Below are 20,661 nucleotides of genomic sequence, written 5' to 3'. Positions count from 1 at the left end.
AAGTCACACAGCCGGCCCTACAACACCGCCGTCAGTTCTTCTGGGCAGCCATATCGGCCATCCAGGCCTCAACATCCTCGATGGTCTTCGGGATATCGATGGAAATCCACTCCGGGCCATGCTCGGTCATCAGCACATCATCCTCGATACGAACGCCGATACCGCGGAACTCCGGCGGAACCAGCAGATCGTTCTCCTTGAAGTACAGGCCCGGTTCAATCGTGAAGATCATGCCCGGGCGAATCTTCGCGCCCTGATATTCGTCGTAGCGGGCCTGCGCGCAATCATGCACGTCAAGACCCAGATGATGCGCGCAGCCGCACGCATGCCAACGACGATGCTGCTGGCCTTCGGGGGAGAGGGACTCCTCGACGCTCACCGGCAGAATGCCCCAATCATGCAGCTTCTCAGCCAGCACACGCATCACCGCATGGTGGATGTCGGAATAGGTGGCACCCACCTGAGCGGCCTCGAAGCCGGCGGCCTGGGCATCCAGCACGGTCTGGTAGATGTCGCGCTGCAAATCGGTGAACTTGCCGTTCGTCGGGAACGTGCGCGTGATGTCGGCCGTATACAGGCTGTCGGTTTCCACACCGGCGTCGATCAGCAGCAGGTCGCCGTTGCGCACCACGCCGGTGTTACGCATCCAATGCAGGATCGGCGCATGAGGGCCGGACGCGATGATCGTGTCATAGCCGACCTCATTGCCCTCTTCGCGGGAAACAGCATTGAACGCGCCCTCCAGCATGCGTTCGGAACGCGGCAGGTCGACGACGCTTGGCAGCTTGCGCAGAATATTGTCGAAGCCCTTCTTCGTGGCGGCCACGGCCTTGCGCATTTCGCCGATCTCATACTCATCCTTGCACATACGGGCCTCGGCGGCGAATTCGTGCAGCTTGTCGTCGTCGGCGGCGTTCTTATCCGGATCGGCATAGCCGTTGGCCTCACGGGCCTGCTCGACCAGCGCGGTGATTTCGGTATCGGCCTCGCGGATCACACGCACACGCACGGCGCCGGCTTCAGTACCGACATCCTTGCCTAACGCGTCCGGCAGCTGCGCGATGTCATGCGTTTCGATGCCGGTCATCGCGGCCAGCTCCTTCAGGCCTGCACGGGCACCCACCCAATACTCGCCGTAATGCGCGTTCGTATAATATTCCTCGGTGGAATTGTCGGCACGAGGCGCAACATACAGCACGGCGTCATGCGTCTTGCCGGCCTTCGCCTCATCCGAATCCGGATCGACCGGATTCAGCACCAGCACGGCCCCCGCCTCATAATCCTGGCCCAAGCCCGTATAATAGGCGAACGTCGTATCCGGACGGAACGCATAATCGCAGTCGTTGCTGCGCACCTTCGGCTGGCCGGCCGGAATCACGATGCGCTCGCCGGGGAAACGGCGGCCCAATGCCTCCAGACGTGCCGGCGTGTACTTGCTGGATTCCAGCGGTTCGATTTCAGGCTCCTGATTGTCCCAGCCGGTGGTCATGAATTCCTTAAACGTTTCCCCGGTCGGGCGCAACGTACGGTTATTGACACGGTCATCAATGGCCTGGTCCTCGCCCGGAGCCTGCTCGGCTTCGAGCGCCTCGTATTCCTTGTCCTTTTCGGTGATGCTCATCGCTACTCCTCATTGACGGTTATGTACCGGTCCTATCCTAGTCGCAGTTCAGTCGCATCCAGCATGTTGTCCATTGCGCGTTCCCGGCGCGACGGATCGTTTCGCTTTGTCGGGATAAGCGGGTTTTGTCTCATGCGCGTCACTGGAAGTTGCGGATCCGACCCGATGAAAGGCGTTGTGGAGGAACCGCGGGCTGTGGTTTTACGGAAGCCGTCCGATACGCCGCTTCGCCCGGATGAGGCACCGCAGCAGGACGAGGATCTGCCGGCGGAGGTGCCTTTTCGTACAACGGCATCCTTCACGGCGCAGGTGCGGGCGATTGGGCATCCCACGCACTTGACGCCGTTCCTTTTGACTCGGTAGACGTACCCGCCGGCCGCGAACACGATGACGGCGATGATGAGGATGAGAACGATGTCGATCATGCCGCCTTGACCTCCTCCAATGCGTATTCGCGGGCGATGTTCCTGTCGGCGTGCAGACATAGTCCCGTGACGACGGCGACGAACGCCAGCACAGCGATAAGACCCGGCGCGAATCCGGGGCCGGTTGCGCCCGTGGTGACGAGCGTGCCGATCTGATACACGAGGAAGCCGACCGTGTAGCCGATACCGAGTTGCAGGCCGATGCCGCCGAACAGCCATTTTTTGCTGTGCAGTTCGGAGTTCATGGCACCGATGGCGGCGAAACACGGCGGCGTGTACAGGTTGAACATCAGATACGCCAATGCCGCGGCCTTGGTGATGGCGATGACGCCGGCAACCTGGGTGCCGGCGCCGTCCACCGCGGCCAGTTCGTTGTCGGCGATGAGATTCTCCAGTCCCACGAAGCAGACGGCCAGGGTGCCGACCACATTTTCTTTGGCAATGAAGCCGGTGACTGCGGCTGCCGCCATCTGCCAGCTGAGCACGCCCACGATGGGCACCAGCAGATAGGCGAAGGGATGAGCGATGGAGGCCAGGATGGAGCCGTCCGCGCTTTCGGCCACCTGAAGGTTCCAGGTGAACGTCTGCATGATCTGCACGGCGGTGTTGCACAGCAGGATGATGGTGGCGGCCTTCACGATATAGGCCCATCCCCGTGCGCACATGGCCTTGAACGCAAACCAGAGGGAGGGGACCTTATACTCGGGCAGCTCGATGATGAAGAAGGACTTGCGGTTCTTATATCCGACTATCCTGTTGACCAGCAGAGAGCCTAGGAAGATCAGTGCAATGCCGGTGAAGTACATGGTAAAGCTCACCCAGCCGGCATTGTCGAAGAACGCGCCGGCGAATAGGGCGATGACCGGGATCTTCGCGCCGCAGGGCATGAAGGGGGTCAGCATGGCGGTGACTCGGCGTTCGCGCTCGTTGCGGATGGTGCGGCTGGCCATGACGCCGGGAATGGCGCAGCCGGTGCCGATGACGAAGGGGATCACCGACTTGCCGGACAGGCCCACTTTCTTGAAGATGGGGTCCAGCACCACGGAGACGCGGGACATATAGCCGCAGTCCTCCAACAGGGCGATGAGGAAATACATCACCATGACCAGCGGCAGAAAGCCGACTACGGAGGAAACACCGCCGATGATGCCGTCCACCAACAAGGCCCGCAGAATGGGGGAGGCTTCCTCCAGCTGATCGCCCACCCATCCTTGGAATTGATCGATCCAGCCGGTAAAGACGCTTTCCAGCAGTTTTCCAAGCCCTAGGGGGCCTTCCGCCTGGGAGATATGAAACACAAGGAACATGACGGCGGCGAAGATGGGGATACCCAGGAGCCTGTTGGTCAGGACGGCGTCGATGACGTCGCTGGCGTTTCGCTGCTGCGCCGGGACCGCACGCTGTTCGACGTCCGCGACGAGCGTGTTGACGAAGTCGAAACGTCTGCGGTCGCTTTGCTCCACGGCATGCTTGTCGGTAAGGTCGACGTCGCCTTCGTGGAACGGCGCGTGCTGGGATTTTCCGGCGTTTGCGATCGCCGCGTCCACTGCGGCCTGCAGTCCCTCGCCGGTGGTCGACACGGTTTCGACGACGGGGCATCCGAGACGTTCGGACAGCGCCGCCCTGTCGATGATGGTCCGCTGTTTCCTGCTGACGTCGCTTTTGTTGAGCGCCACGACCAGTGGGATGCCCAATTCCAGCAGCTGTGTGGTGAAGAAGAGCGCGCGGTCCAGATTGGTGGCGTCGACGATGTTGATGATGACGTCCGGCCGCTCATACCTGACGTATGCGCTGGTGATGCTTTCCTCGGAGGTGAACGGCGACATGGAATAGGCGCCGGGAAGATCCACCAAAATCAGTTCCTGCGCATCGCCCTGATACGCTCTGCGTACGGCGTGCTCCTTTTTGGAGACGGTGACGCCCGACCAGTTGCCGACTTTCTCGTTGCGCCCGGTCAACGCGTTATACATGGTGGTTTTGCCGGAATTCGGATTACCGGCCAATGCGATGCGCATAGTGCTCCCCTGATGGTATGACAGGTTTCCCGCTGCCGGTGCGGCGGCGGGCCGGCAGATGATGGCGGAATATGAGGGCGGATTCCCGTCGGTCCGAGGTCTCAGTCAGACCTGGATCAGCGCCGCCAGCTGATCGTCGATGCCGTATCGTCCGTTTTTGACGGCGATCACGCATCCGCTGCGGCGACGCGACACCACGGTGACGGATTGCCCCACATAGCATCCGAGCGAGAGCAGAAAGGAGAGCAGTTCGTCGTCATCGCTGTCGATGGCACGAACGATGTACTCTTTCCCCTCCTCGGCGTCAGCCAACGTCATATTCACATCCTTCACCTGCTGTAGGAAACGAATCATGCATGCGTGGAAGGTGTGCGGCGGCATCCGCGCATGGCGCCGCACACCCTGTTCGTATTCATTGCACATTGCCGGTGGGGAAAAGTCAATACCCCAGCCAAAAAATTTCTGCATGGTGGAATGCGGTCCGGGGCGCATAGCCGCGTCGTACTGCATTCGGCGCACGGAGAAACCCAAGTTCGCACACGCCACTAGAATGGTGAAGGTTTAAGCGTAACCGTAGCGCAGAACAGTAAGGCGTGGCGCAGATACAGAGGAGCCGTATGTCATTCGAACATCCCAACCGTGAAGGCCGCAGCATCATCGAAGTCGAGCGTGACATCATGAAACGCCCGCCGGAACACAACACCACGAATCTGGATCTTGACCGCATGAACCTGATGCTGGACGTTCTGGGGCACCCGGAGGAATCCTTCCGCGTCATCCACGTGACCGGCACCAATGGCAAAGGATCCACGGCCCGCATGGCCGAAGCCATCTGCCGCGCTTACGGCATGCGCACCGGTCTGTACACGTCGCCGCATCTGGAACACATCAACGAGCGCATCGCCATCGACGGCCAGTCGTTGTCTGACGATGACTTCATCGACGCATGGGATCAGGTCAAGGATCTGGTCGATCTGGTCGACGCGAAAATGGAAGAGCTCGGCAAACCGAAGATGAGCTTCTTCGAAGTGCTCACAGCCATGGCCATCTGGAAATTCGCCGACGCGCCCGTCGACGTGGCCGTCGTCGAAGTCGGTATGGGCGGCGCATGGGACGCCACGAACGTGCTTAACGCGGACGCCGCCATCATCGGACCGATCGACATGGATCACATGCAGTGGCTCGGCGGCACCGTCGAACAGATCGCACAGGAAAAGGTCGGCATCATCAAGCCGAACTGCACCGCCGTCATCGGCCCGCAGCCCCATGAGGAGGCCGTGATGCCCATCATCGAACAGGCAGCGCGGGCCAATCATGCGACCCTCATCCGCGACGGCTACGAATCCGAAGTCATCTCCCGCGTTCCCGCCGTCGGCGGTCAGGTCGTCACCCTGCGCACGCCGAACGGTACGTATACGGAAGTGCCGGTCGCGAAATTCGGCCGGCATCAGGCGCATAACGCGCTCGCCGCGCTCGCCGCATGCGAAGCCGTCATCCCCGTCAACGGCCCGCTTGACGGCGACGTCGTGGCCGAAGCCCTGTCCGGCGTGAAGGTGCCGGGCCGCATCGAGCAGATCCGCACGTCGCCGACCATCATTCTCGACGGCGGCCATAATGCGAACGCCGCCGAAGCGCTGCGCGCGGCCATCGAGGAGAACTACGACTTCCAGCAGCTCGTCGGCGTCGTCGCCATGATGGGGGACAAGCAGGTCGAAGAGTATCTGGGCGTGCTTGAACCGTTGCTGAGCCACGTGATCGTCACGGAAAATTCGTGGCGTGAACGCGTCATGCCCGCCGAGGACCTGAAGAAGATCGCCGAGAGCGTGTTCGGCCCCGACCGCGTCACCTGCATTCCCGAACTGCCGGACGCCATTCAGGAAGCCGTCAACATGGTGGACTCCGAAGACGAATTGGGCGTCGGATACGGTCATGGTGTGCTTATCTGCGGCAGTTTCGTCACGGCCGGTGACGCCCGCACCATGCTCAAGGAACGCATCAACCCTGATTTGGCCAAGCCGAAGTCGGAGCGCGTGTAAGACATATGTACTTAAAAGAACTCACCCTACGCGGTTTCAAATCGTTCGCATCCGCAACGACGTTGCGATTCGAGCCGGGCATCACGGCGGTTGTCGGCCCGAACGGCTCCGGAAAGTCGAATATCGTCGACGCGCTGGCCTGGGTCATGGGCGAGCAGGGCGCGAAAAACCTGCGCGGCACTTCCATGGAGGATGTGATCTTCTCCGGCGCGCCGGGCCGTGCCCCGCTGGGCCGCGCGCAGGTGTCTCTGACCATCGACAACAGCGACCGCACGCTCGACATCGACTACACGGAAGTGACGATTTCCCGCACCATCTTCCGCAATGGCGGCTCCGAATACGCCATTAACGGCACGCCCTGCCGACTGCTTGACATTCAAGAGCTGCTTAGTGACACAGGTCTCGGCCAGCAGATGCATGTCATCGTCGGCCAAGGTCGGTTGGACGCCATTCTGCAGGCCGATCCAAGCGGGCATCGCGCGTTCATCGAAGAGGCTGCCGGCATTTTGAAGCATCGCCGTCGCAAGGAACGCGCATTGCGCAAGCTCACCAGTACGGAAGCGAATCTGAACCGTGCCGACGACATGCTGCGCGAACTGCAACGCCAGATGGGGCCGCTCGGCCGGCAGGCGCGCGTGTGGAAGCGTGCTGAAACGATACGACTGACCATTCGTGACGCGCAGGCTCGCATCTGGGCAGATGACGCACAGAACGCCATGAAGAACCGCGAACGCGTCAACAACGAAATCGCCGAAGTGCGCGCCCAATTGCAGCATCATCAGCGTGAATTGGCCGATGTACGTCTCAGCATCGAACGTTTGGAAGAGGCGAGCACGAAGGCCAGTCCGAAAATCGCGCAGGCGAACCGCATGCTGCAGGAATTGTCACGCATTCAGGAGAGGCTGCGTTCGCTGGCCGAGCTGGCGAAGGAACGTTCCGCCATGTTCGCTTCGCAAATCGTCACTGATTTCGGCGAGGATCCGGCGGTAATCGCGAAGCAGGCCGAGGAGGCGTCGTGCGCCGCCGAAAACGATTGCGCGAAGGTTGAAGCTGCCAAAACAGCGTCCCAACAGGTCTCTGCGAAGCGCGCTGAAATCGAACAACGTCTGGCTCAGGTGCGCCGCAGCATGCAGGAATTGCAGCAGTTGGCGAAGCAGCGCGACGATCGTACTGCGAATCTGCGTGAATTGATGACACGTGAGGAATCCGCACGGCAGATCGCTCAGGCGCGTTCGCATGATCTGCAGACGCAGCACGACGAGTTGACGCGTCAAATGGATGAGCTGAAAGTCCGACGCGAAGCACTGGTCGTGCAGCGGCAGGCCCTTACCGACGATGACGGCGCAGCGTTTGAAAACGCTCGAAAAACGTTGGAAGAACGCCAGTTGGCAGCGCAGAAGCTGACGGCGCAATGCCGGCAGATGGAAAGCCGTATTATCGCGTTGCAGTCCAAGGCCGATGCGATTGCCGACACGTTGGCAGGCCGCGGCGGCGCCGGTGCGTTGGATACGAACGCCGGAATCGACGTGTTGGGCCGTCTTGCCGACTACATCCATATCGAAGAGGGCTGGGAGGAGGCCATCGCCCGCGCTTTGGACGGGTACGCCGGCGCACTGGTCGTGCCGGACGGCGGTGATCTGCTGCGCGCTATGCAGCAGGTCGGCCGATCCGGCTCCGGCAGAGTCGCGGTGTTGACGCCTGCACATGGCGACGCTGCCGACGGCGCAATCACCGGTGGCGAGATCGGCAATGTCGCCAGTGGCTGTGCCGCCGCGCTGATTCATTCCAAGGATGGCGTCGACCAAGCGTTGGCTGCATCCGTTGTGAAAGCCGTACGCCTGCTGCTTGCCGATGTCGCAGCAGTTGCAACGCCGCAAGAGGCGGCACAGGCTGTCGGACACGGCTGGCATCGCGCCATCACACGCAACGGCGAAGTGTTTGCGGCAGGCATCGCCGCATATGGTGGCGCCGCCGCGCAAAGCGATCTGTCGCTGGCCGCCCGTCGTGATCGCGCGTTGCATGAGGCCGAAACGCTTGAAACTTCGCTGCATGACATGCAGGCGCAGTCTCAAGCCGCTGAGCAGGCTGTCTCCGACGCGCGCGCCCAGGTCGAAGCGGAACAGACGAAGCGTTCGGAAAATCGTCTGCGCATTCGTCAATTGGAAGATTCCTTGCAGGACGCGGATATGCGTTTTGCGGATTGCAGGCGCAAAATCGCTGCGATTGATGTCGATTTCGCACATTCGCAGGAAGATGTGCGGTCTCATGCGCAGCGTCTGGAAGAATTGCGGATTGCTTGTGATGCGTTGCAGCAGTCGCAGCATGATGAGGACGATATTGATGGTCTGACGTTGCGACAGCGCGAGTTGGAACAGACGCTGGAGCGTGCACGTGAGGATGAGATCGCTGCACGAATCGCTTTGAATGATGCCTCGCATAAGGCCGAGGCGTCGCAAAAGGCTGCGAATGCGCTTGCTGATAAGGCGTTTCGTGCGGCGAATCGTCGTGAACGGTTGGAACAGCAGAACAAGGACCGTCGCAATAAGGCAGCATATGCGCAGCTTGTCGTGCAGGATGCCGTTGAAGTGGCGGCGGTGATGCAGCAGAGCATCGATCGGGTGATTGCGCGCCGCGACCTGTTGCATAAGGAATCCGCTGGGCATGATACGGAATTGAAGACACTGCGTGAGCGGCGTGACGCCGTTGAACCGCACGTGGAACGGCTGCGTTTGAACGAGCATGAATTGGCTGTGGAACGCGAACGCGTGACCGCCGACCTCGATCGTTTGGCCGAACAGGTTGCGGAGCGGATGTCCTGCGATCTTGAAGCATTGGTGGCCGAATATGGTCCCGATCAGCCGGTGACGCCGATCACGACGGCGGATGATGATGCTCAGCCGACGGTGTATGTGCGTCAGGAGCAGGTTGCCCGTCTGAATCAGGCGAAGCGTGACCTTGACAGGCTAGGCAAGGTCAATCCTTTGGCCGTCGAGGAATTCGAAGCCTTGGAGGCGCGCGACCGGTATCTGAGGGAGCAGCGTGACGATGTCGCCAAGAGTCGTGACGATCTGATGCGCCTGATCGGCCAATTGGATGAGCAGATGACAGAAACCTTCCAGGCGGCGTTTGATGATGTCGCCGAAGCGTTTGAAAAGATGTTCGCCACACTGTTCCCCGGCGGCAAGGGACGTCTGCGCTTGGAGAATCCGGCCGATCCGTTGACCTCCGGCGTGCTGGTGGAGGCGAACCCGGCTGGTACGAAGGTGCGCCGACTGAGCCTGCTGTCAGGCGGTGAACGCTCACTGACCGCATTGGCCCTGCTGTTCGCCATCTTCGCTGCGCGACCCAGTCCGTTCTACGTGTTGGACGAAGTGGAAGCGGCCTTGGACGATGTGAATCTGACACGACTGCTGACCGCTTTGAATGATCTGCGCGACCAGGCGCAGCTGATCGTCATCACGCACCAGCAGCGCACCATGAGCATCGCCGACGCCTTGTACGGCGTGACGATGCGCGCCGACGGCATCACCGCCGTGGTCAGTCAACGATTGGATCGTGTGGCGTAATCGCATGTGGCAAACATCCGCACAACAATCGGCGGCGTTCAAAGATCTTCTCTTGAACGCCGCCTTCGCGAATCCTTTATACCGTCCAAAAGTATCATCAACAAACGAAGGGCTTATGCACAAACACCCGCAAAAGGCATTCTCAGCGGGTGCTTGCGCACAAGCCCTTCATGCAAAACGGTACAAAGGGACACTGTCAATCATATCGCGCCCAAAACGGGCGCGCAATCGCGCGATCAATGCGATCAACGCTTGCGCAGCTTACGGCGCACCGACTGCAACGTGCGCAGCATCGCATAAAACGTCTTCTTCACGGGAACATCGCGCGCCGGAGCGACCTGTACCGTTTCTTCGGCGAACTTCGTCTTGAACGTATTCAATGAAGAAAGCGATGGGGCGAAATCATTGCCGATGCCCATCAAATCAATCTGCGTGCAACCGCGTTTGCCCAGCGTGCAGCAGATGGTGTACAGCAGCTTGTCGGGAACCTGCTGACGCATGACTTCCGTACGCATGGACGCATAGTAGTAGACGGCGTGGACGCCGTTGACGGTGACGATCGACCAAGCGACCACACGCCCGTCGATACGAGCGGCGAATACGCGGCAATGTTCCGGACCAAGCGCTTCGATCATGTCGGTGTAATCGCTCATCGGAGCGGGCGCGAAACCGTCACGCTGCGCGGTTTCAACCATCACCTCATAGAAGGGCGAAAAATCGCGTACGGCGATTTCGGTCTCATCTGCGCATTCGGCTGGACTTTCACGCAACGATTTACGTACATCGCGGCGGCCGCGCTTCTTCATACGGGCGAGGATCTGCTCATCGCCACCGGTCAGGTCGACGATGACGGTTTCGTTGTATGGAATCGTCGACAATACCGGGAACGTGCCGGCCTCATACCACGTGTCCAAACGCAGGAAGGCGACGTTCTTATCGGCTCCGCGTGCATATGCCACAATCGCGGCGACGACTTCACGCTCTTCGGCTTCGCTCGGTTTGCCGTCCACCCATACCGGGCCATGCATGGAACGCAGATAGTGGTAGCCGTGCGTGGCGAAATCGATCAACGACAGCAGCGCCACGGTATTCCCGTCGCGTTTAACCAGCAGACACTGCCACGGAGTACGGCCTTCGATATCGGCTTGGAACGCCGACCAAACTTGAGTCTGCTCAATCGGCAGAACGACGCCAAGCTCCTGGGCAACCTGTTCAAAATTCGTAAAATCAGTCTGTTCAATGGTAATCATGCTGGTCTCCTCGCTTCTACGTTTCCTCCGTCACATGCCGAACACACGTGCGATCACACGGTCGTCGCCTTCATACGGCACATGCTTGTTCAACGCTTTGACCCAACGTTCGTCGCCCTTGCCGATGACCAGCACGACATCAAGTCTTTCGGCATCGTCGCGGGCCTCTTGCACCGCGGTTTCAATGGCCTGCGTGCGGTCAAGAATAATCGACGCGTCAAGCGTTGGATTGACGACATAGCCAAGCATGTCGCAGCAAATTTGTTCAACTGGCTCGGTATCGGTATCCTCGTATGTCAAAATCAGGCGTTCGATGCGATGCTGCGCCGCATCGACGATTTCCTTACGGCGGTCAACCGCCTTATTGCCTGCCGATCCCGTAACCAGCGTGATGCGCGGATCGCGGTCGCCATAGCGCTGCTCGACATAATCCAGCAGTGCCGTGGTCGACAGGTAATTATGCGCGTAATCGACGATTGCGACAGTATCCGACTGTGGATCTTGAAAATGTTCCATACGGCCGGCGATACGCACCGATTCCATTGCATGCAGCGCGTCCGAATCCTCGATAGCAATGCCGGCGGCCTTCGCGATGGCAATCGCCGCGGCGGCATTCGCATAATTGAAATCGCCGTCGATCGACAGGCTGATTTGCCCCACATTACGGTCGTCGCAATCGATTGCAAACGTGGTATGCGCGTTATCAAGAGGACGTGTGATAACGCGATGCGCGATGGCGGCGTCGGCAATAGCGGCGGCGTCATCAGAAGCGGTGCCTGCACAGGCATCATCGTGGGCGGTATCAAGCGCAAACATCGTAACGGGAATGCCGCAACGCCGCGCATCCTGCATAATCAAATCGGCATGTTCAAAACCGGTGCCCAATACCAGTGATTTCGCATTGTTCACGATTTGACGTTTGCAATGCAGATAATCTTCGAAAGTAGGATGCTCGATTGGGCTGATATGATCGGGCGACACATTCAAAAACGCGGCCACGTCAAAGGTCAGGCCGTACACGCGATTGACTTTGTACGCCTGCGAGGAAACTTCCATCACCAGATATCGCATGCCATTGTCGGAGGCGGTGCGCATCATGCGGAAGGCATCCATCGACTCCGGTGTTGTCAAATCGGATTCGGTATAGGTGTGGCCGTCCAGGCAATTGTCGACGGAGGAAAACAGCGCGGCCTTGCCGTGTGAATACGCGTTCAGCAACGCGTGCGTGAAGTAGGCGGTCGTCGTTTTGCCTTTCGTGCCCGTAATGCCGATCACCGTCAGCTCGTCTTGCGGGCGGCCGTAAAACGCGGCGGACAGAAGACTCATCGCCTTACGCACGTCGTCGACGATCAGGCCGGGAGCAGTGGTGTACTGCGAAAAATCGGTTTCGGCAACATATGTGGCCAAACCATGCGCGTCAACATCAGTCAAATATTCGCCCTTGAAGCGACCTTTGCAACACAGCAGCGTGCCGGGCTCCACCTGCCTGGTGTCGTATGTGATCGCGTCGAACGGAGCGTTGGCGCCCTCGATGGCGTCGGCATCCATGGTCCAGACGTCGCCGTGAATGATCTCACGAAGCAGATGATGTTCGTCCAGCAGCGCCGCAGCGGATTGCAAAGTCAAAGGCATGACATGTCTCCCTTAAATTCGTACCGACTAGCAATTCTACAGTCCGACATGTGCGTGTTTCATGGTGTCGGCTTCCGAATTGGCTTACATGCCGCCTTCCATTCCGTCATATCAGTACTGGTATGACGGAATGGGGCCTGCGGGGCTTGAAACTGTCACATCAGTACTGTTATGACAGTTTTGAGAGCGCGGGTTGTATGGCGCGTCGGGGCGTTTGGCGGAGCAGACGCCCCGATACAATGGGGCACGTGACGAATGAGCAAACCGAGACCATGGCGCACAGAAGGGCGCGATTTGAACGGTTGGCCATGCCTGCCGTCGACGCCCTGTACCGGCAGGCGATGAAACTGACCAACAATCCCGACGACGCGCAGGATCTGGTGCAGGACACGTTCGAAAAAGGATTCAAAGCCTTCGACTCATTTGAGGAAGGAACGAATTTCGAAGCGTGGATGACCACCATCGAGCGCAACGCCTACTTCAACCAGTACGCCAAAGCGAAGCGACGCCCGCAGCGAGCCAACGATTCCACCGGCGAATACGACGATTGGGATATCTATTCCGCTTCCGCGCACAGCGGGGAAGGCCTTAAATCCGCCGAAGACACATATCTGGACGGATTCGCCCCCGAGGAGATCATGGCGGCGCTCGCACGCCTGACGCCGGAGCGCCGGCAGGTGTTCATCGACGCGGCGATTGATGGCAAGTCGTATCAGCAGGTTGCCGATGAGCAAGGTGTCAAAATCGGTACGGTGATGAGCCGATTGAATCGTGCACGCACGCAGCTGAAGCGCGAATTGGCGGCGTATGCAAGGGAGCGCGGGTACGGGAAGCCTGCTGCCGCTTCAAAAGCGAACGCGAAAGCGGATTCCAAAATGAATGCTGAGGCGAATACCGAGGTGAATTCACTATCCGCGAACTCCGCGCACGCGATAAACAGTGATAATGGAATGGAGAAGAGCTTGGCGGCTGCGACGTCAACAGTGTCGGCAGCACACAACAGGAAGGAGCGGTCATGAACGGCCCGATTGAACGATGCGAGCATGTCCGCATTATTCAGCGCGATTGCGATGGCGTCACACAGACCGAAGTGCGCGTTTCTTCGACGGCCTATGCCAATACGCCCGCTGACTCATCCCAGATGCCTCGTGCTGATTTTTCCGGGGATTGCGCCGAGCTTATTGCGCGATACGGCGACTGCTTTGATCCGGAAACCTGCTGCGATGAACGTGAAAAAGCGCTGATTAAGATGATGCGCGCATATTTGAGGCCACAGCAGGCGCCGGAATGTCTGTTGGAGCGGTTGCATGCGACGCTGGATCATTGTTGCTGCGATGAGAGAAAGCAGCGACACGTGTGAAGTTGATGGTGGTGTCCGATCGTTGCCGGCGCAAAGTTGTTGACTTGGTGACAGTGTGAAATCGGCGGTTGCTGCTGTGGGACTGTGACGCGTATGGTGCCACCGTTGCGGGCGAGCCGCACGGTTACTGCAAGACCGCCGTCAGTTGGATGACTGGATAAGAAGAACCCTCGGAATGTGTTGCATTCCGAGGGTTCTTTAATGCTTTGTTTGGTGGGTTACACCGAACAAGGATCTCAGCAATTCGGGCGCTTGCCGTGGTTAGCGGCCTTCTTACGACGATCCTTGCGCTTGCGTCCGCGCATGCCCATGATGGACTCCTTTACTTACGATTAATAAGCCTTCGGGATTATCGCACATCGACAGGACGTTTACAAATCGTTTTTGTCGATGCGCGTTGACGCTGTGCTCGCATGGTTGGAATTTTAGCGGATTCCAAACGGGAACTCACTCGGTGACGGCGCCGATGAACAGCGATGTGGAGGAGGTTTTACCCGGTTCGATGACAATCAGTTCGTTGCCGGTGTTGAATGCGTTCGCGTATGCGGTCTGCGGTTCGACGGCGACGCCGGCCGGATGCTGCCAAGCCGGGAATCCGGTACCGGTGCACACCTGGAAGGATGTGATGGTTTCATCGCCGCCGATGCGTACCGTCAGTCCATCCGGGCGGGTGAAGATTGCGGTTACGGTGCCGTCGGAATCATGATCGAGATCGGTCCAGGCGTCGTCGAATGGCTGCTCGGTGAGCTTGACACCGCCTCGCAGATCGTACTTGGTGCCGTCAACCGGCTCGGTGCCGGTCGGAATCAGATTTTCATTGACGGTGACGTGCGTGTTGCCGGGAAGGGCCAGGCTGCACTGTGCATTGTGGCCGTCGATTTCGTCGCCGTAGCCGTTAAGACCGTTGGCAAGCCACGGGTGGATTGCCAAAGCCCATGGAGCGCGCTTGCCGCCGTTGTTATATGCGCTGATGGTGATATGCAGACCGTCTTCGGCCAACGTGTAGGTGGCGGTGACGATGAGATCGAACGGGTAGCCGGCCATATTCGGCACGCGCCAGTTCAGGGTGACGGAATCCTCGGTCAGGCTTTCCAGCTTCCAATTCGAGCGGTAGCCGTAACCATGGATGGCGTTGTTCATTTCATGCTCATCGATCGGCAGCGTATACGTCGTGCCGTCGAAGGTGTAGACGCCACCCTCGATACGGTTCGGGAACGGGACCAGAATCTGACCATGGCAGCAGGAGACGATGTCGTCGGCTCCCAGCGGAACGATTAGATCTTCGCCCTTATAGGTGAACTTGCGCAGCGTTGCGCCCAATTCGGTGATGACGGCCTTGTAGTCGCCGAAGGAAACCGCGTACTGTTGACCAGTGCGGGGAGGCAGAGTCGACATAATAAATCACTCCTATGTTGTGTTGTGTCGTGTTGCCGCGTAGGCATGCTGTCACACTATCGACAGCAACGATTGTTATCGCTCACAGCCATGGTACGCAATATTCCGGATGAAATCATTCATGCTGTCGTGTCATGTCATCGCAATATCACGATGTCATATCGTGCCTTCGCATCAACGAATCCTCGCGCATCGAAGCAGCATAAAAATCATCATCCTCGCGATATCGCATCGGCATATTGCGGCGAACAATGTAATATGGCACGCTACTATGGTCGGAGACCATGACGAAAGGACGATGATGGGCAGCATTATTCTGGCTGATCCGCGCGGTTTCTGCGCTGGAGTGGACCGCGCGATCCTGACTGTGCAGACGATTCTCAAAGCGGTCGACGCGTCGCTCCCTGACGGATTGCCTCCGGTATATGTGCGCAGACAAATCGTCCATAATCGTCATGTTGTGCAGGAGTTGGCCCGACAGGGCGCCGTATTCGTCGAAGAGCTTGACGAAGTCCCCGACAAGGCGGCCGCGGCCGGCATCCCCATTGTGTTTTCCGCGCACGGCGTATCCCCGGAAGTGCGCGAACAGGCCGATGCACGTGGCCTGCATGTCATCGACGCGACCTGCCCGCTGGTGAGCAAAGTGCATCGCGAAGTGCTGCGATTCGTTCGGGAAGGCTACGAAATCATCTATATCGGTCATAACGGCCACGACGAAGCCGTTGGCGTGGTGGGTGAATCGCCGGAACATGTGCACCTGATCGAACATGCCTGCGATGTCGAAAAGCTTGATTTTGACGAATCCACGAAGTTGGTGCTGCTCACGCAGACGACATTAAGCGTTGATGAGACGGCTGATACGATCGCCGCATTGAAGTCGCGCTTCCCTTGGTTGCAGATGCCGCCGAATTCCGACATCTGCTATGCGACTTCGAATCGACAGGCCGCAGTCAAATTGGTGGCGGAAAAGTCGGATTGCGTGGTGATCGTCGGATCGGCGAATTCGTCGAATTCCGTGCGATTGATGGAGGTTGCGCAGGAAGGATTGAATGCGCGATATGACGGCGCGTCTGTCGACACACCCATCGACGGGGGAAACGGAAACCATGGTCGCGCATATCGCGTGGATGATGCGTCCGAATTGGATGCTGCGTGGTTTGAAGGCGTACAGACCGTTGGCGTTTCATCGGGAGCGTCCGTGCCGGATGAATTGGTGGCGGGCGTTATCAATACGCTGAAACAGTGGGGATATGATCGCGTGTTTACTGTTGAAACGATTAAAGAGAATATGCATTTCGTGTTGCCGGCGGAATTGCGACGATAATTGATATGAAAATGCCCAGGACCTAAGTCTTGGGCATTTTATTACCACATTTACCACGTGCCGATTGGGGCGGCCACGCCATCCAGCACTTTCAACAGGTCATTGGGATTGACGCCAATCGAAAAGCCGCGTTTGCCGCCCGATACCAGAATCGTGTCATATTGCAGCGCGCTTTTGTCAAGAACGGTTTTATGGTGCGTACGCTGGCCGAGAGGGGAGATGCCGCCGACGACATAGCCGGATTCGCGCATCGCCACCTTCGGGTCGGCCATAGCCGCCTTCTTCGCGCCGACCGCTGCGGCTAACGCCTTCAAATCCATGTGTCCGCTGACCGGAACAACGCCGACCACGCGTTCGCTGCCAGTGTCGGCCATCAGTGTTTTGAACACCTGGTGTTCGTCGAATCCCAGTTTCTTGGCCGCTTCAATACCATAGCCATCATCCATATGATCGTTGGAATGTTCGTATTCGTATATGGTGAACGCGATGCCGGCCTTCTCCAGCTCGACCGTCGCCGGAGTTGAACCCGCGCCCTTCTTTTTCTTTGCCATGACTCCCCATCATAGGCGCCTGTTGTATATCCGTGTTGTTGTGTGGAGCTGAATGGCGTGATTGGTTGCTGTTGGCTGGTGCTGTCTGCTGTCTGTCATCTGCGACGGAATGCGGAGGTCAAAACGTGGGCTGTCTCCGCAAACCGTCGCAATAGGAGCGTGTCGTGACGGTTTGCGGAGGTCGGGTGCTTTTTAAGCTCCGCAAACCGTCACCAATAGGTCGGTTCGCGACGGAATGCGGAGGTCAGGCCTGTTATAGGCTCCGCAAACCGTCGCAATCGGAATATTCGTCTGCGTAGATCAGTGCAGACGGGAACGCATGTGGGACACAGAAGGCCCAATGAATGCGAAAAAGGCTCCCACGCGTAGCCGTGAGAGCCTTTTTTATGTCAGAACTCCGTTGGAATCAGTTGACTCACTCGGAGATCTCGGCGAAGTACATCAGGGTACGCACCATGTTGGAGGTGAAGCCGTACTCGTTGTCGTAGAAGGCAACGGTGCGGACCATGGTGGTGCCGTCCACTTCGTTGACGTCGGTCTGGGTCGGATCGAAGACGCCACCGTGGGTGTCGCCGACGATGTCACCGGAGACGATGCCATCCTCGTTGTAGCCGTAGTATTCGCAGTCGGAGAAAGCGGCCTTGAAGGCGGCGTTGATCTCGTCGGCGGTGGCCGGCTTCTCCAGAACGGTGGTCAGCTCGGTGATGGAGCCGTCCGGAACCTGGATGCGCTGGGCGTGGCCCTGCAGCTTGCCATTGACTTCCGGAACGACCTTGCCGATGGCCTTAGCGGCACCGGTGGAGTGCGGAATGGTGTTGACGGCGGCGGCGCGCAGGTCGCGGCCGTTCTTCTTGCCACGCGGGCCGTCGAGGATCATCTGGGTGCCGGTGTAGGCGTGCACGGTGGTCATGAAGCCGACCTTGATGCCCCAGTTGTCGTTGAGCAGCTTGACCATGGCGGCCATGGAGTTGGTGGTGCAGGAGCCGGCGGAGACGATGTTGTCTTCAGCCTTCAGGATCTCATGGTTCACGCCGTAGACGACGGTCGGAGTGGTGGCGTCCTTGGCCGGAGCGGAGATCAGGACCTTCTTGGCGCCAGCGTTCAGGTGAGCCTGGGACTTCTCAGCGGAGGTGTAGAAGCCGGTGCACTCAAGCACGAACTCAACACCGTCGTTCTTGACCCACGGGATGTTGTTTGCATCCGGTTCGGCGTAGACCGGATATTCCTTGCCGTCCACCACGATGGCGGATTCGGTGGCGGAAACCTCGACCGGGGTGCCGTCGACGTGCTTGAAGGTGCCATGGGTGCTGTCGTACTTCAGCAGGTAGGCGAGGGCCGAAGGCGAAGTCAGATCGTTGATGGCGGTGACTTCGATGTCGCCAGCCTGGCCGCCCTTCTGCTGCAGCTCGAAGATACGACGGAAAGCGAGACGACCGATACGACCGAAGCCGTTGATACCAATCTTAACTGTCATGTAGTTCTCCCTTAGGGATCCGACCTCGCACGTCGATGACGTAATGAGGCCATTTGTTACCAACAATCCATACTCTAATGCGCTACCTGTACTTCCAGCAACGTTTTTCGGGGTGTTTTCCACATAAAGAACGATTCATAAGTGAACGTTCACATGATTTCGTCGCCCGAAAACCGTTATGCGCATCGTCACCTTGTTTCATGCGGCGTTTGCAGCCTGCCTGAGCGTCAACGCCTGCGAAACCGAAGTATCCAGTCGTCCCAAGTCTCCCGAGAACGCATGACGGCGCGTCACGGTCGGCAGCGGCGCCTCAATCGGGAAGGTCACAATTAATGTGCCATGTTCGACGCCGATCAAAGCGGCGCCCCCGTCAAGAAATTCATTGCTTACGCCATTGACTTTCGTATTGTTCATTGTCGCGTCGGTCAGCTGGTATTTCAGGCCACGTTCATTGACACCGGTTGACACGTCGCCGTGGGAGAAGACCGACACCATCCTGCCGGGCTTCACATCGTTGGCGGCGAATCGCAGGTCGCCATCGCAGATTGCGGTGACGACGTAGTCGTCTCCATACAGAAACCCGATTGCTCCGCGCTCGGCCAACAGCGCCAACAGCTGAATATTCGAAATGGTGTGGTCGATGCGCCCGCCCAGCGCACCGTAAATATGGAATTCGCGCGCGCCGTGCGCCCACCCGATCTTCAACGCCGACAGCATGTCGGGGTCGTCCTTTTCCGGCGGCAATGCGATGGTGTGCTCGCCGCTTTCGGGCCGGTGGCCCTGCAACGAGTCGAAATCACCGACGGCAAGGTCGGCGGCGATGCCCAGTGCGCGGGCATGGTCAAGGCCTCCGTCGGCGGCGATGATGAAAGCGCCGTCGGGGATGCGTGGGGTGTCCTTATAGTATTCGCCTGCTGCGAAGATGACGCAGGTCGTGGATTCTTGTGATGCTGTCATACTGCGACAGTGTAGTTTTCTATGGCGTGCGATGCGTGATTCTCTATGGCGTGCGATGCGTGATTCGGACCTGACTATGCTGGACGGATGCGCTGCAGCGCCTGCGACACGCAGAAGTCGGGGCATGTGGTATTATCTTTGAAGCTTGAGAAATCAAGAAAGCGGGGCAACCCCACCTGGAAGCCTTTCAGGGCTTCGGGTTCAAGGCAACAGCCTTTCGATTTTCCATAAAAGTTCCCAAGTGGTCGGAGTCGAGTGGAGCGTCGTGAACGACGTTGCATGGTGTGATGCGGATTTGAAACGTTCGCATGATGTTGTGTTGCCGTGAATTCGAAGTGATTGTAAGACATCCGTCCGGGGCCCGCTGAGAGAACTTATGAGGATTGGAGTCATCATCAGCGACGAACCACGCATTAACGACGAGATTCGCGTCTCCCAGGTACGCCTGATCGGTCCGAACGGCGAACAGGTGGGAGTCATCGCGACTTCCGTCGCACTGAACCTGGCCAAGGAAGCGAACCTCGATCTCGTCGAGGTGGCGCCCAACGCGAAGCCTCCGGTCGCCAAGCTTATCGATTACGGCAAGTTCAAGTACAACGAGAAGATCAAGGCTCGTGAAGCTCGCCGTAACCAGAGCACGGCCGAAATCAAGGAAATTCGTTTCCGTCTGAAAATCGACGACCACGACTTCGAAGTGAAGAAGGGGCATGTCGTGCGTTTCCTGAGCGGCGGCGACAAGGTCAAGGTCACCATCATGCTGCGTGGCCGTGAACAGTCCCGTCCGATCGGCGGCGTCGAGCTGCTGCGTCGTCTCGCCGACGAAGTGCAGGAATACGGCACCATCGAATTCGCACCGAAGCAGGAAGGTCGCAACATCATCATGACGCTTGCGCCGAAGGGCAAGAAGGTGCACACCCAGTCCGAGCAGCGTCGTCGTGGCGATCAGTCCCGTGCAGAGCGTCAGGCCCGTCAGGCGGCACGCTTGGCCGCCAAGCAGGAAGCTCAGGCGCAGGCTGCGGCAGAAGCAAAGGCCGCAGTGGCCGGCGCTGAATGAT

Annotated in this window: 16 protein-coding genes and 1 pseudogene; 6 read left to right on the top strand and 11 right to left on the bottom strand. The window is 58.7% G+C overall.

Going from position 1 to position 20,661, the window contains the following annotated elements; translation table 11 throughout:
- Positions 1 to 31: 31 nt before the first annotated feature.
- The 4 genes from AC1AWD_RS05325 to AC1AWD_RS05310 form a co-directional block, all read right to left on the bottom strand.
- A complete protein-coding gene (locus tag AC1AWD_RS05325; protein WP_476564301.1) occupies positions 32 to 1,621 on the bottom strand; it encodes an aminopeptidase P family protein in 1,590 nt (529 codons plus the stop codon).
- Positions 1,622 to 1,653: 32 nt separating this feature from the next.
- Positions 1,654 to 2,046, bottom strand: coding sequence for a hypothetical protein (locus tag AC1AWD_RS05320; RefSeq protein ID WP_476564299.1), 393 nt, complete (start codon positions 2,044 to 2,046; stop codon positions 1,654 to 1,656).
- A complete protein-coding gene (feoB, locus tag AC1AWD_RS05315; protein ID WP_476564298.1) occupies positions 2,043 to 4,061 on the bottom strand; it encodes a ferrous iron transporter B in 2,019 nt (672 codons plus the stop codon). The genes AC1AWD_RS05320 and feoB overlap by 4 nt, the downstream gene beginning before the upstream one ends.
- 105 nt (positions 4,062 to 4,166) lie before the next feature.
- Entirely contained in the window at positions 4,167 to 4,379 is a 213-nt protein-coding gene (locus tag AC1AWD_RS05310; protein WP_476564296.1) for a FeoA family protein, read from the bottom strand.
- A gap of 299 nt (positions 4,380 to 4,678) precedes the next feature.
- Here AC1AWD_RS05310 and AC1AWD_RS05305 point away from each other — a divergent pair.
- Both AC1AWD_RS05305 and smc read left to right on the top strand, forming a co-directional pair.
- Positions 4,679 to 6,094, top strand: a pseudogene (locus AC1AWD_RS05305) (bifunctional folylpolyglutamate synthase/dihydrofolate synthase); the annotation flags it as partial.
- 8 nt (positions 6,095 to 6,102) lie between these two features.
- Positions 6,103 to 9,663, top strand: a complete 3,561-nt coding sequence (gene smc, locus AC1AWD_RS05300; protein WP_476564294.1) for a chromosome segregation protein SMC — start codon at positions 6,103 to 6,105, stop codon at positions 9,661 to 9,663.
- A gap of 245 nt (positions 9,664 to 9,908) precedes the next feature.
- On the opposite strand, the gene AC1AWD_RS05295 is transcribed toward smc, so the two are convergent.
- Both AC1AWD_RS05295 and AC1AWD_RS05290 read right to left on the bottom strand, forming a co-directional pair.
- Complete coding sequence (locus AC1AWD_RS05295; protein WP_476564292.1) at positions 9,909 to 10,913, bottom strand: lipid II:glycine glycyltransferase FemX; 1,005 nt, start codon at positions 10,911 to 10,913, stop codon at positions 9,909 to 9,911.
- A 30-nt stretch (positions 10,914 to 10,943) separates the two neighbouring features.
- Positions 10,944 to 12,545: a UDP-N-acetylmuramoyl-L-alanyl-D-glutamate--2,6-diaminopimelate ligase gene (locus tag AC1AWD_RS05290; RefSeq protein ID WP_476564290.1), complete on the bottom strand. Its 1,602-nt coding sequence runs from the start codon at positions 12,543 to 12,545 to the stop codon at positions 10,944 to 10,946.
- A 272-nt stretch (positions 12,546 to 12,817) separates the two neighbouring features.
- On the opposite strand from AC1AWD_RS05290, the gene AC1AWD_RS05285 reads away from it, so the two are divergent.
- A complete protein-coding gene (locus tag AC1AWD_RS05285) occupies positions 12,818 to 13,564 on the top strand; it encodes a sigma-70 family RNA polymerase sigma factor (protein WP_476564617.1) in 747 nt (248 codons plus the stop codon).
- On the top strand, positions 13,561 to 13,905 hold the full coding sequence (locus AC1AWD_RS05280) for a hypothetical protein (protein WP_476564289.1): 345 nt from the start codon (positions 13,561 to 13,563) through the stop codon (positions 13,903 to 13,905). Before AC1AWD_RS05285 ends, AC1AWD_RS05280 begins: the two co-directional genes overlap by 4 nt.
- Before the next feature lie 236 nt (positions 13,906 to 14,141).
- Here the strand turns inward: AC1AWD_RS05280 and AC1AWD_RS05275 are convergent, their stop codons facing one another.
- Both AC1AWD_RS05275 and AC1AWD_RS05270 read right to left on the bottom strand, forming a co-directional pair.
- The gene (locus AC1AWD_RS05275) at positions 14,142 to 14,216 is read right to left on the bottom strand and encodes a 50S ribosomal protein bL37 (protein ID WP_476508394.1); all 75 of its coding nucleotides are present in this window, start codon (positions 14,214 to 14,216) and stop codon (positions 14,142 to 14,144) included.
- A gap of 136 nt (positions 14,217 to 14,352) precedes the next feature.
- The gene (locus tag AC1AWD_RS05270; protein ID WP_476564287.1) at positions 14,353 to 15,300 is read right to left on the bottom strand and encodes an aldose 1-epimerase family protein; all 948 of its coding nucleotides are present in this window, start codon (positions 15,298 to 15,300) and stop codon (positions 14,353 to 14,355) included.
- A gap of 298 nt (positions 15,301 to 15,598) precedes the next feature.
- Between AC1AWD_RS05270 and AC1AWD_RS05265 the strand changes: the two genes are divergently transcribed.
- Complete coding sequence (locus AC1AWD_RS05265) at positions 15,599 to 16,624, top strand: 4-hydroxy-3-methylbut-2-enyl diphosphate reductase (protein WP_476564285.1); 1,026 nt, start codon at positions 15,599 to 15,601, stop codon at positions 16,622 to 16,624.
- Positions 16,625 to 16,674: 50 nt separating this feature from the next.
- Here the strand turns inward: AC1AWD_RS05265 and ybaK are convergent, their stop codons facing one another.
- The 3 genes from ybaK to AC1AWD_RS05250 all read right to left on the bottom strand — a co-directional run bounded on the left by ybaK (position 16,675) and on the right by AC1AWD_RS05250 (position 19,606).
- Complete coding sequence (gene ybaK / locus AC1AWD_RS05260; protein WP_476564283.1) at positions 16,675 to 17,175, bottom strand: Cys-tRNA(Pro) deacylase; 501 nt, start codon at positions 17,173 to 17,175, stop codon at positions 16,675 to 16,677.
- Between the two features lie 415 nt (positions 17,176 to 17,590).
- Positions 17,591 to 18,649, bottom strand: coding sequence for a type I glyceraldehyde-3-phosphate dehydrogenase (gene gap, locus AC1AWD_RS05255; RefSeq protein WP_476564281.1), 1,059 nt, complete (start codon positions 18,647 to 18,649; stop codon positions 17,591 to 17,593).
- Between the two features lie 198 nt (positions 18,650 to 18,847).
- On the bottom strand, positions 18,848 to 19,606 hold the full coding sequence (locus tag AC1AWD_RS05250; protein WP_476564279.1) for a thiamine diphosphokinase: 759 nt from the start codon (positions 19,604 to 19,606) through the stop codon (positions 18,848 to 18,850).
- Positions 19,607 to 19,982: 376 nt separating this feature from the next.
- Between AC1AWD_RS05250 and infC the strand changes: the two genes are divergently transcribed.
- Positions 19,983 to 20,660 carry a translation initiation factor IF-3 gene (gene infC, locus AC1AWD_RS05245; protein ID WP_476564277.1) on the top strand — a complete coding sequence of 226 codons (678 nt, stop codon included), beginning with the start codon at positions 19,983 to 19,985 and terminating at the stop codon, positions 20,658 to 20,660.
- Position 20,661 lies beyond the last annotated feature (1 nt).

The organism is Bifidobacterium sp. LH_512 (assembly GCF_056356435.1).
This window is presented reverse-complemented; position numbering and strand designations above follow the sequence as displayed.

Coding starts and splice junctions, on each gene's coding strand:
- AC1AWD_RS05325 (WP_476564301.1), bottom strand. CDS start 1,621: ATGAGCATCACCGAAAAGGACAAGGAATACGAGGCGCTCGAAGCCGAG.
- AC1AWD_RS05320 (WP_476564299.1), bottom strand. CDS start 2,046: ATGATCGACATCGTTCTCATCCTCATCATCGCCGTCATCGTGTTCGCG.
- feoB (WP_476564298.1), bottom strand. CDS start 4,061: ATGCGCATCGCATTGGCCGGTAATCCGAATTCCGGCAAAACCACCATG.
- AC1AWD_RS05310 (WP_476564296.1), bottom strand. CDS start 4,379: ATGACGTTGGCTGACGCCGAGGAGGGGAAAGAGTACATCGTTCGTGCC.
- smc (WP_476564294.1), top strand. CDS start 6,103: ATGTACTTAAAAGAACTCACCCTACGCGGTTTCAAATCGTTCGCATCC.
- AC1AWD_RS05295 (WP_476564292.1), bottom strand. CDS start 10,913: ATGATTACCATTGAACAGACTGATTTTACGAATTTTGAACAGGTTGCC.
- AC1AWD_RS05290 (WP_476564290.1), bottom strand. CDS start 12,545: ATGCCTTTGACTTTGCAATCCGCTGCGGCGCTGCTGGACGAACATCAT.
- AC1AWD_RS05285 (WP_476564617.1), top strand. CDS start 12,818: ATGGCGCACAGAAGGGCGCGATTTGAACGGTTGGCCATGCCTGCCGTC.
- AC1AWD_RS05280 (WP_476564289.1), top strand. CDS start 13,561: ATGAACGGCCCGATTGAACGATGCGAGCATGTCCGCATTATTCAGCGC.
- AC1AWD_RS05270 (WP_476564287.1), bottom strand. CDS start 15,300: ATGTCGACTCTGCCTCCCCGCACTGGTCAACAGTACGCGGTTTCCTTC.
- AC1AWD_RS05265 (WP_476564285.1), top strand. CDS start 15,599: ATGATGGGCAGCATTATTCTGGCTGATCCGCGCGGTTTCTGCGCTGGA.
- ybaK (WP_476564283.1), bottom strand. CDS start 17,175: ATGGCAAAGAAAAAGAAGGGCGCGGGTTCAACTCCGGCGACGGTCGAG.
- gap (WP_476564281.1), bottom strand. CDS start 18,649: ATGACAGTTAAGATTGGTATCAACGGCTTCGGTCGTATCGGTCGTCTC.
- AC1AWD_RS05250 (WP_476564279.1), bottom strand. CDS start 19,606: ATGACAGCATCACAAGAATCCACGACCTGCGTCATCTTCGCAGCAGGC.
- infC (WP_476564277.1), top strand. CDS start 19,983: ATGAGGATTGGAGTCATCATCAGCGACGAACCACGCATTAACGACGAG.